Source organism: Planktothrix sp. FACHB-1355 (genome assembly GCF_014748295.1).
Lineage (GTDB): Bacteria > Cyanobacteriota > Cyanobacteriia > Cyanobacteriales > Aerosakkonemataceae > Aerosakkonema > Aerosakkonema funiforme_A.
Map to the genome: position 1 here is coordinate 1 of NZ_JACJUP010000727.1, position 3649 is coordinate 3649.

The 3649-nt window shown below is 46.0% G+C and carries 6 protein-coding genes; 3 read left to right on the forward strand and 3 right to left on the reverse strand.

The features are described 5' to 3' along the window. From H6S82_RS23805 to H6S82_RS23815, 3 genes are all read right to left on the reverse strand, one after another. Positions 1-440: DUF6391 domain-containing protein (locus H6S82_RS23805; RefSeq protein WP_242057089.1), on the reverse strand; the 440-nt coding region annotated here is incomplete at its 3' end. A 95-nt stretch (positions 441-535) separates the two neighbouring features. Beyond that, entirely contained in the window at positions 536-814 is a 279-nt protein-coding gene (locus H6S82_RS23810; RefSeq protein ID WP_190462662.1) for a helix-turn-helix transcriptional regulator, read from the reverse strand. 47 nt (positions 815-861) lie between these two features. Then, positions 862-1335, reverse strand: a complete 474-nt coding sequence (locus tag H6S82_RS23815) for a transposase (RefSeq protein ID WP_322111852.1) — start codon at positions 1333-1335, stop codon at positions 862-864. A 46-nt stretch (positions 1336-1381) separates the two neighbouring features. Here H6S82_RS23815 and H6S82_RS23820 point away from each other — a divergent pair, with 46 nt between their 5' ends. The 3 genes from H6S82_RS23820 to H6S82_RS23830 all read left to right on the forward strand — a co-directional run. Further along, on the forward strand, positions 1382-2368 hold the full coding sequence (locus H6S82_RS23820; protein WP_190462664.1) for a PfkB family carbohydrate kinase: 987 nt from the start codon (positions 1382-1384) through the stop codon (positions 2366-2368). Positions 2369-2434: 66 nt separating this feature from the next. Then, positions 2435-2872: a cyanase gene (gene cynS / locus H6S82_RS23825; protein WP_190462666.1), complete on the forward strand. Its 438-nt coding sequence runs from the start codon at positions 2435-2437 to the stop codon at positions 2870-2872. A gap of 491 nt (positions 2873-3363) precedes the next feature. Continuing rightward, positions 3364-3649 (forward strand): hypothetical protein (locus tag H6S82_RS23830; RefSeq protein WP_347339539.1); only part of this gene is annotated, 286 nt, incomplete at its 3' end.

Sequence of the window (3649 nt, forward strand, 5' to 3'; positions counted from 1 at the left end):
ACTAGAGGCCCTTTAGGTAGCAGCATATGAATGCCAAAGGCGAGTCCTGCCGTCAGCACCATCCCGACGGACAAGTTTGTACCGCAGCGGGGATGCACCGCTAAATTCCATTCACCGCCGGTAATGCGTTGCAAGGCTGTACGCACGGCACGCTGCAAAGAAGCTGCATTGACATTACCGTAGAGGTAAAAGCCCCGCTCGGTGGACATCCCGCCCAACAGATCGTTATCCCCTCCTCGCTCTCTTTGATTGCCAGATTCGCTCAAAACCCAAACTGTGGCGTGTTCCAAGGCGTGTACCTGTCGCAGCATTAAAAATTCTTTTAATCCTGGGACAAAGGGAAGTTGCTTGAGGAAATCGGCATCTTGTCTGGGGTGAGGTGCTGTCCAATCCAAACCGAAAAAGTCAAAGGGAGATTGAGGAGAAGCAGAAGTCGTCATATCAACAAATCCGCAGTGCGGATACAGCTTAAGGATTTTTATCAACTGTATCGCGATCTCCCTAAGTTGCCGGCCTAATTTTTGTATGCAAAAATCTAGGAAATTATTTGATCTTCCCTGTATGTCGGCAGCGTGCAACAGTTCACTTCATCTATACAAACTTTGCCCCACTGCAAAGCCCAGCGCACCAATGCCACCCGGTTGTCAGTCGCTGTTTTCGTGAGAATATTGCTGATGTGGTTGTCAACGGTGCGTTTGCTAATTTCTAACTTCTCGGCAATTTTCTCATTGGTTAAGCCAGCAGCTACCAGCTCGATAATTTGCAGCTCTCTGTCAGAGAGAGAGGCCGAAGCCCCAGACGCGGTACCAGCCATAATAGATTTCTATACCTGTATATGTACCTATTGTAATTTTACGTGAACTACCACACACCGATCGCGCTTGCGGTACGGTGTGGGCTTCCCAATTCATCGGCAACCGCCTCTACAGTCGTAGACTTACGCCCAAACCGCTTTGGTCTTACATTGCCTCCAAGGGCAGTGACGCTGGTTCCCAACGCCAAAATCCGCAAGCCTTCATTTTTGATATTGATGGCAGCATTCACGTCTCTGTCATGATACACGCTGCAATGAGGACAGAGGAAAGAACGCACCGAAAGATCCATCTTTGGAATCGGTAGCAGTGTTGCATTGCACAAATGCGACGAAGGGAAAAATCGCCCAATTTCAAGGTAAATCTTGCCTGACTGCTCTGCTTTGTACTTCAGCATGGTTTGAAACATTCCCCAACCAGCGTCACCTATAGACTTAGCTAGGTTGTGATTCTTGACCATTTTTTTCACTGCCAGATCTTCTACGACAATGACTTGGTTCTCGTTAACTATCTGCTGCTTCAGCTAAAGGTTTATAGTCTTGCCATAAGGCACTTCAAGGAATGTAACTGTGAGTCAAATCCGTGTTCTCTGTCTGGGTGAAATTTTGTTCGACTGTTTGGCCGATCGAGCGGGACGCGCACTTGACGAGGTTGAATCTTGGACTCCCTATCCGGGGGGCGCTCCGGCCAATGTTGCTTGTGGTTTGGTAAAGTTGGGGACAAAATCTGGATTTATCGGTTGTGTTGGTGAGGATGAACCTGGGAACGCGCTGGTGCAACTGCTACAAAATGTTGGGGTGGATGTAGCTGGAGTCCAACGTCATCCTACCGCGCCAACGCGGCAAGTTTATGTTTTGCGATCGCAAACCGGCGATCGCTCTTTTGCAGGTTTTGGAAATTACAATACTACAGAGTTTGCCGATACTCGCTTACAAGCTGCCGATCTGCCAGTTAAGTTATTGGAAGAGGCAGAGTTTTTGGTTTTGGGGACTCTGGAACTAGCTTATCCCCAAAGTCGGGTAGCGATCTCCCAAGCCCTTCATATTGCAGAGCAGCATTTTGTCAAAATTCTGGTAGATATCAATTGGCGTCCGGTATTTTGGCCTCATCCAGACCTCGCTCCTCACGTTATCCAAGATTTACTCAAGCGCGTTGATTTTCTCAAGCTTTCTGAGGAAGAGGCGGAATGGTTGTTTGGCACTATCGATCCGGGTGCGATCGCTCATAAATTGAATCACTGTGAAGGTGTTTTAGTCACCGCTGGGGAAAAGGGATGTGCTTATTATTTGGCAGAAAACCAAGGCGAATTGCCAGCTTTTTCAGTGGATGTTGTCGATACTACTGGTGCGGGGGATAGTTTTGTGGCTGGGTTTGTGCATCAACTCTGTCAGCATGGGATTAAATCTCTGAGCGATGCGGATACGGCTAAACGCATTGTCACTTATGCTACTGCTGTGGGTGCGTTGACGGCAACGAAACCGGGTGCGATCGCAGCTCAACCCACCGCCGCTGAAGTGGAAGATTTCTTGCGATCGCATCAAAATTTGTCTCTTTAAACACAAAAATATTAACGTACAAAGCAGTAGGGTGGGCATTGCCCACCTTACTTGTACAGGAACGCGATGATTCCAGAAATTACCCAACGGCTTTTAGCTGCCAAAAAAGAAATGAAGCTCAGCTTTGCCGATTTAGAAAAAATTTTAGGTCGAGATGAAGTATGGATCGCCGCCGTAATTTATCGTCAAGCAAGTGCTTCTGAAGAAGAAGCAACTAAATTAGTTGAAGCTTTGGGACTTGGGGCGGCTTATGCTAAAGAACTGACACAATATCCCGTCAAAGGATTGGGGCCAGTTGTTCCTACAGATCCATTAATTTATCGCTTTTACGAAATTATGCAAGTTTATGGAATGCCTCTGAAAGAGGTGATTCACGAGAAGTTTGGCGATGGAATTATGAGTGCGATCGACTTTACTTTAGATGTGGAGAAAGAAGAAGATCCGAAGGGCGATCGCGTAAAAGTGGTTATGAATGGCAAGTTTTTGCCTTACAAAAAATGGTAGTTTCAGAGCTACGAAATTTCGCGTTTTAGCTTGTTCGTCAGAGGATTTTAGATTTTGGATTTTGGATTTTGGATTGATTTCATAAATAATCTAATATCTTAACCAAACTTATCGATTCTCAATCTAAATCTAAAATTGCTCTGTCACTAAAGACGATCGCATTTTGTTTGAACGATCGAAAAAAAGGGTGACAAGCCTTCCATTTCAAGGGTAATCATCAAAAAATTTTTCCCAATTTCCAGAGCCGTCCGCTCATTGCGGAGTCAATCCAAAATCCAAAATCCTCTCATCTAAAATTGTCTGACGAATCCGAGTAAACCGATTAATGCGAACGACAATGTTAGTGCTAACATGATAACGATTGCATTTCCTTGCCGCTTTTGCTAAGGAAATACAGGGCGTAGAAGTACAGTAACTTTTTACACGAAGCTTGTACCAGACAAGTGAGATATTTGTCTGTAACGCCTGTAACTATTGAACTAAATTGAGAAATGTCAGAATCTCTTAATCCTCCCACAACCAAGCCTAGCGTTCCCCATTTCTCCTCTGGGCCTTGTGCCAAACGTCCTGGCTGGTCTGTTTCTGCGCTGCAAAATGCCTGTGTCGGTCGTTCCCACCGTTCTGAAGATGGCAAAGCCAAATTAGCAGAAGTTATCGATCGCTCCAAGAAAATTTTAGGTGTTCCCAGCGATTATCGTCTAGGTATCGTTCCGGCTTCCGATACTGGCGCAGTCGAAATGGCATTGTGGTCGCTACTGGGACAAAGACCCGTCGATA